Below are 6335 nucleotides of genomic sequence, written 5' to 3'. Positions count from 1 at the left end.
AAAGAGGAGGAAAATAAAAATGAAGACAAAATAGAAGAACTTAAAAATGACTTTAATAATTTCTTAAAAATATTCAACCAATTATGAAAAAAAAGAAAACCCTTAAAAAAACTTTAAAGGCAAAAAAGCCGGTTAAAAAGAAAACCGTAAAAAAGAATTTAAAATCAAAAAAACCGGTTAAAAAATCAGCGGTAAAGGCAAAAAAACCGGTTAAAAAGAAAAGCCCTAAAAAATCAAAAAAGAATATTTTTACTGAAGAGAAAGTTAAAAAAATATTGGAAAAGGGAAGAGAAAGAGGATTTATAACAATATCAGAATTTCTGCACTTTTTTCCTGATTTTGAAAAAGATATGCAAAGTTTCGAAAATATTCTTGAGACGATTGAGCAGGAAGAAATAGCAATTAAGGAAGCAAGGGAATATTTGAATATCGGGGAGAAAAAAAAGGACTATAAGGAAATCATGGGATTAAAGATAGATCCTATCCAGCTTTATTTAAAAGAAATAGGCCGTTCTTCTTTTCTTACTGCCGAAGAAGAAAAAGACCTTGCAAGAAAAATAGAAAAAGGGGATATGGAAGCAAAGAAGAAGCTGGCTACGGCTAATTTGCGCCTTGTCGTATCAATTGCTAAAAAGTATGTAGGAAGAACTCCCAATTTAACGCTTCTTGACCTTATTCAAGAGGGAAATCTGGGGCTTGCCAGAGCAGTTGAGAAGTTTGATTGGAGGAAAGGGTATAAGTTTTCAACTTATGCCACTTGGTGGATTAAACAGGCAATTACAAGAGCTCTGGCTGATCAATCAAGGACAATCAGGATTCCCGTCCATATGGTTGAAACAATATCAAAATATGTCCAGGCAAGAAGGCGTCTTTTGCAGGATTTAGGAAGAGATCCTTTTGCCGAAGAAGTGGCTGCTGAAATGGGAATAGAAGTTGAAAAGGTGCATAATATAAGAAAGATTTCCCAGGAAACCGTTTCTCTTGAGACGCCGATAGGAGACGAGGGAGATGACAGCATTCTCGCCGAGTTTATAGAAGATGAAAAGATAATCTCTCCTCTTGTTCAGGCAGGAAGAGTGCTTCTCAAAGAGCGCCTTGAAGAAATTCTGATTGATCTTAGCGAAAGGGAGCAGGAGATTCTTTCAATGAGATTCGGACTTGGAGACGGTGTTACTCATACTCTTGAGGAAGTAGGACAGAAATTCGGCGTTACAAGAGAAAGAATAAGACAAATAGAGGCAAAAGCATTAGAAAGAGTAAGAGAACATAAAGGCCTTAAAAAGCTTGAAGGATATTAAACTTTTTGTTTTTTGTGCAGTTGGGTTGAAAAAATATTAATTTTGAGATATATTTAAAAACATTCCGGGGTAGCTCAATGGTAGAGCAAGCGACTGTTAATCGCTGGGTTACAGGTTCGAGTCCTGTCCCCGGAGCCAAATTGTATGTTCAGCGTTTATTGCCTCGGCGCTTCGCGCCTCGGCAGGCAGATTGTATAGTATTTGCCAAGATTTTTTGGGTTCAATCGCCACCTTTTGCGAAAGCAAAAAGCGGTTCGAGCCAATCCTTTTGAGAAAATCCCGTCCCGCGACGGGATTTTCTTGCAAAGCGATAATTTTGGCTTGTTGAGCCGCTAAAATGAATTGTCTTGCCGGTTCGAGCCAATGATTGCCGTTTCGCTCAAAATCTTTACTTTTTTCGGAAAGCTCGGATTTTTCGTTGATGATTTTCTCTTTTTTAGCTGTATATTCCTCGCGCGAAATTGTGCCGTCCAAATGCGCGTCTAAAAGAAGGTCAAGCTTTCCTTCAAGCTCTTTTATTTTGTCCTTGAGATTTTGAGCGAAAACGGCTCCGCTTTGGGCGGCTTCCGCTTCTTCCTTGTTTAGTTCGGTGAGCATCCACTCCGCCCAAGCGGAAGACAAAGAAACTTTTTGAAGCTCGTTTGCGACTTCTTCCGCCAAAACTTCCTCGCGGATATATTTTTGCGAACATTTTTTATCTCGCTTTTTGGTGCAACGATAATAGTTGTGTCCTTTTTGCGTTTCGGAAGTTATGGCACAACCGCACTCTCCGCAAACGAGCATATTTCTAAACGGATAATCTTTTTGGCTTGGTTTTTTTGGACGCGAACGATCCGCCATAACTTTCTGGCACGCTTCAAAAAGTTTCTTTGGAATCATTGGCTCGTGCTTTCCGTCGTACATTTCGCCGTTGTATTTGAAAACTCCGTAATAAAATGAATTGGAAAGTATGCTTTGGATATTGGAGACGGAAAGCATATTTTTCTTTCGGCTCAACAAGCCGGCGGAAGTTATCAACTTCCGCAAATCTTTCAGAGAATAATTGCCGGTTGCGTACAATTCAAAAAGTTTGCGAACGAGGCGAAATCTTTCGGGGTCTTTGACGAGCGTGTGTGTTCGCAAATCGTTCAAGTAGCCAAGCGGGGCATAGCCGGGCAATTCGCCTCGGCGCAATTTTTGACGCAACCCTCTTTTGGTATTCTCTGAAAGATTATCAACAAAGTATTTTGATTGCCCAAAAGCGATATTCAACATGAATTTGCCTTGCGGGGTCGGTTCAAACCAGAATGTCGGGGATTTTAGCGATTTTATTTTTCCGGTGTCTATCAAAAAAATTATCCGTCCGCCGTCAATGGAATTTCTTGCCAATCTGTCTGAGTGCCACGCTAAAATCCCCTCGGCCTCGCCGTTTTCCATTCGTTTGAGCATATCGTTGAAAATTGGTCGTCCCGGCTCTTTGGCGGTTTGTGATTCCCTAAATGTGGCGGCGATCAGCAAATTTTCCCGCAAGGCAAATTCTTTGAGTTCTGTTTCCTGTGCTTCTAACGACAAAACTTGCCTGTCGTCTTCGTCTGTTGATTTTCTGATGTAGAGAAAATATTTTGTCATAAGTTTTGAAAAATTATTTGTATATCGCTTTTGGGAAAAAAATTATCGCTTTGTTTTTCGCCTTCGGCGGAAGTAAAAGGATTGGCTCGCAAACTTTCGTTTGCCCGTTGCTTTGCAACGGCGAACCGCTTTTTGCTTTCGCAAAAGGTGGCGATTGAACCCAAAAAATCTTGGCAAATACTATACAATCTGCCTGCCGAGGCGCGAAGCGCCGAGGCAATAAACGCTGAACATACAATTTGGCTCCGAACGCTGAACGAAATCCGAACTTTTTTCCGCGAAAATCCGAACGCAGAATTTTGACGCTTCGCCCCGCCGCCGCTCGCTGACGCTCGCTCCGACAAAGAAAAGTTTTGTTCACGATTTTTTATTTGGGCGCGCCCGATTTTTTCTTCTAAAAGGAAAACAAAACTTTTCTTTGGCGGTCTGCTCTTAATGAGCAGGGCGGCGGGGCTTCGCTTTGGCTCGGGCGAGGCGGAATTCCCCCCACACCCCCCTTCCGCCTCGCCCTCGCTTTGGACGCCGACGGAATTTGTATTTTGCTTTGCAAAATGCGCCGCAAGAGATGATGTTGCCCTTGCCCCAACCCACCCGTGCGCGGGCAACGGCAAGGAACTCCCTTTTGCCTTTACGAATGTGAATAAATTTGATAACATAGTAATAAATTAAGCAATATAAATCGCTATTACTTTAATTATAGTAATATATTACAATGAAGTCAACGAACAAATCCACAATCGCAGAGAATATAAAGAAATACCGGAATAAAATCGGTGTTTCTCAAGACAAGCTCTCAAAACTTGCTGATGTTACCTACAACACGATCATCAAGATTGAATCGGGAGCGAATATCAACCCAACCATAGAAACGCTATCCAAAATCGCTAAAGCGCTTGGTGTTGGCGTTGATGATTTAATCAAATAAAAATATGGCATACAACGAAGCAGATACAAGAGCAAAAATAATCGATCCAAAAATAAAGCAATCCGGCTGGACTGAGGATTTTATTGCGCGTGAATTTTATTTCACCGACGGAAAAATATTCCTTGTTGGCGATGAGGCAAAAAGAAAAGAACCCAAAAAAGCTGACTATATTTTATATTACAATGATGCCCTACCTTTGGCAGTTGTAGAAGCAAAAGAAGAAGGAAAACCGGCAGTTTCCGGAATGCAACAAGCTAAAGAATATGCCGAAAGATTAGATATTCTTTTTGCTTATTCAACAAACGGGCATCAAATTGAGGAATTTGATTTTGTCTTGAACACCCAAAAGACGATTGAAGCGTTTCCAACGCAAGATGAACTATATCAGCGATATTTGACTGCAAAATCCCTAAACAGCGAATCGGTTGCGCCATTGGCGACTACTTACAACAAACAAACCTTCAACGCCAATCCTCGTTATTACCAACAGGTTGCTATCCGACGCGCGCTTGAAGCAATTACAAAAGGACAAAAACGAATTTTGCTAAATCTCGCCACCGGAACAGGAAAAACAACAATCGCTTTTCAAATTGCGTGGAAATTAAAACAAGCGAAACAGATTCGCCGTGTTCTTTTCCTAGCTGACAGAAATGTTTTGAGAGATCAAGCATTCAACACTTTTGAGCCTTTTGGGAACGCGCGGGGCTACATTGAAGAAGGACAAGCACCAACAGCAAGAGATATTTACTTCAGTATTTATCAAGCGATGTGGAGCGAGAAAGACGGCAAAAGAATTTTTGAACAGTATCCGAAAAATTTTTTCGATTTGATTATTATTGACGAATGCCACAGAAGCGGTTTTAGCACATGGAACGAGATTTTGAAACATTTTTCAACTGCCACTCAACTTGGAATGACCGCAACACCAAAACAAGACGAAAATATAAATACCTATAAATATTTTGGTGATCCACAGAAAGAATATCAAGCTGTCTATGAATACAGCATGGCTCAAGGAATTGATGACGGGTTTCTCGCTAATTTTTTACTTCACAAAGTAAAGCTCAATATTGATAAAGACGGTGTAAAAATAGAGGATGCCGTAAAAAGTGGTGCGAAGATTGAAGTGCCAGACGAAGCGGAGCCAAATGATTTTTATAAAATGGAGCAATTTGAAAAGAACATCATTTTGCCAGATAGAACCGAAAAGATGTGCGAACACCTTGCTGGACTTATAAAAACCTATGGTGAAATGCAAAAGACGATTGTTTTCTGCGTTACTATGGAACATGCCGGCGAAGTTGCCAAACACTTGCAAAATCATTTTGCGCATCTTGGATTCCCGAATTATGCCGTCCGAATTGTGTCAGAAGAAACTGATTCAATGTCGCTACTCAAAACATTTCAAGATCAAGCGCAAAATGTTCCGGTTGTAGCAACAACAGTTGATTTACTTTCCACCGGATTTGACGCGCCGACAGTGCAAAATATTGTTTTTATGAAGCCAATTCGCTCCCCGATAGTTTTCAAGCAGATTATGGGGCGAGGTAGCCGTATTTCAAAAGAAAAGGGCAAATTTTGGTATAGGGTAATTGATTACACCAACGCTACAAGATTGATTGACGAATGGATAGAGGGCAAGCCGGAAATTAAACCCGAAACTCCGCGAACAAATTATCTCAACGGAATTGTTGTTGAAGAAGAAACGCTCGCGCCAGTAGAAAACGCTTTGATGACAATTCAACTATCCGCAAACGAACAGACACAAGCCAGAACAAACACAAGCGGAGAATTTTCTTTCACGAATGTACCGGAAGGAAAAATAAAATTGTATGTTTCCGCAAGCGGCTACAAACACCGTGAGATCACAGTTGAAACACAAACCAGCAAAGATGACCAAATTCAAATAGAGCTTACTTTGCAGAAAAAACCTGTTCCGCCAATCAAGGTACACGGTTTGACCGTTTTTGTTGAAGACGAGATGATGTTTGAGGTTGATGTTTTAGGCAAAAGATTATCGCTTAAGGAATATGTTGCTTACTCCAAAGAAGAAATTGCCAAAGCGGTTAAAAGTGCAAATGATTTAAAGACAGAATGGACCAAGCAAGATACAAGGGACGCTCTTGTTGCTGAATTGGAAAATCAGGGCATAAATATCAGGATGTTGGCGAAAATTACGAACAATACCGAAGCCGACGAATATGATCTCTTGGCAAATCTTGGTTTTGGTGAAAATCTTCACTCCCGCCAAGAAAGAGCTGAGGCTGTGCTTACTCGTGAGCAGGAATTTTTGAATGCCTTGAATGATGAGCAGAAAAAAATAATCAACGGCTTACTTTTGAAATACAAAGAAAACGGCGTTATGGAAATCACAAAAGCAAATATCTTTGATGTGTATCCAATGCCCGGCTTTATGTATTCGCAAAAAGCGTTCGGCAATCCGCAAGCATTACGGCAAAATGTTGATCGCTTGCAGGAAAAAATTTATGCAAATTAACGAAAAA

Annotated in this window: 5 protein-coding genes and 1 tRNA gene; 4 read left to right on the top strand and 2 right to left on the bottom strand. The window is 40.6% G+C overall.

The features are described 5' to 3' along the window. Positions 1 to 83: 83 nt before the first annotated feature. Positions 84 to 1298, top strand: coding sequence for a sigma-70 family RNA polymerase sigma factor (locus PHH50_02715; protein ID MDD3729204.1), 1215 nt, complete (start codon positions 84 to 86; stop codon positions 1296 to 1298). A 63-nt stretch (positions 1299 to 1361) separates the two neighbouring features. After that, positions 1362 to 1436, top strand: a tRNA-Asn gene (locus PHH50_02710). Here the strand turns inward: PHH50_02710 and PHH50_02705 are convergent. Together PHH50_02705 and PHH50_02700 are read right to left on the bottom strand one after the other, a co-directional pair. Beyond that, positions 1407 to 2906 carry a recombinase family protein gene (locus PHH50_02705; protein MDD3729203.1) on the bottom strand — a complete coding sequence of 500 codons (1500 nt, stop codon included), beginning with the start codon at positions 2904 to 2906 and terminating at the stop codon, positions 1407 to 1409. The two genes, PHH50_02710 and PHH50_02705, sit on opposite strands and share 30 nt — an antisense overlap. Continuing rightward, on the bottom strand, positions 2903 to 3562 hold the full coding sequence (locus PHH50_02700) for a hypothetical protein (GenBank protein MDD3729202.1): 660 nt from the start codon (positions 3560 to 3562) through the stop codon (positions 2903 to 2905). Before PHH50_02700 ends, PHH50_02705 begins: the two co-directional genes overlap by 4 nt. Positions 3563 to 3618: 56 nt before the next feature. Here PHH50_02700 and PHH50_02695 point away from each other — a divergent pair, with 56 nt between their 5' ends. Together PHH50_02695 and PHH50_02690 are read left to right on the top strand one after the other, a co-directional pair. Beyond that, entirely contained in the window at positions 3619 to 3831 is a 213-nt protein-coding gene (locus PHH50_02695; GenBank protein ID MDD3729201.1) for a helix-turn-helix transcriptional regulator, read from the top strand. 4 nt (positions 3832 to 3835) lie between these two features. Beyond that, positions 3836 to 6328: a DEAD/DEAH box helicase family protein gene (locus PHH50_02690; protein MDD3729200.1), complete on the top strand. Its 2493-nt coding sequence runs from the start codon at positions 3836 to 3838 to the stop codon at positions 6326 to 6328. Positions 6329 to 6335: the final 7 nt, after the last annotated feature.

It is taken from the genome of Candidatus Paceibacterota bacterium (assembly GCA_028697015.1).
Classification (GTDB): Bacteria; Patescibacteriota; Minisyncoccia; order Minisyncoccales; family GWA2-38-27; genus JAQVFW01.
Note: the sequence above shows the minus strand (reverse complement) of the source record. Positions and strands in the feature narration are given on the sequence as shown.

Coding starts and splice junctions, on each gene's coding strand:
- PHH50_02715 (MDD3729204.1), top strand. CDS start 84: ATGAAAAAAAAGAAAACCCTTAAAAAAACTTTAAAGGCAAAAAAGCCG.
- PHH50_02695 (MDD3729201.1), top strand. CDS start 3,619: ATGAAGTCAACGAACAAATCCACAATCGCAGAGAATATAAAGAAATAC.
- PHH50_02700 (MDD3729202.1), bottom strand. CDS start 3,562: ATGTTATCAAATTTATTCACATTCGTAAAGGCAAAAGGGAGTTCCTTG.
- PHH50_02705 (MDD3729203.1), bottom strand. CDS start 2,906: ATGACAAAATATTTTCTCTACATCAGAAAATCAACAGACGAAGACGAC.
- PHH50_02690 (MDD3729200.1), top strand. CDS start 3,836: ATGGCATACAACGAAGCAGATACAAGAGCAAAAATAATCGATCCAAAA.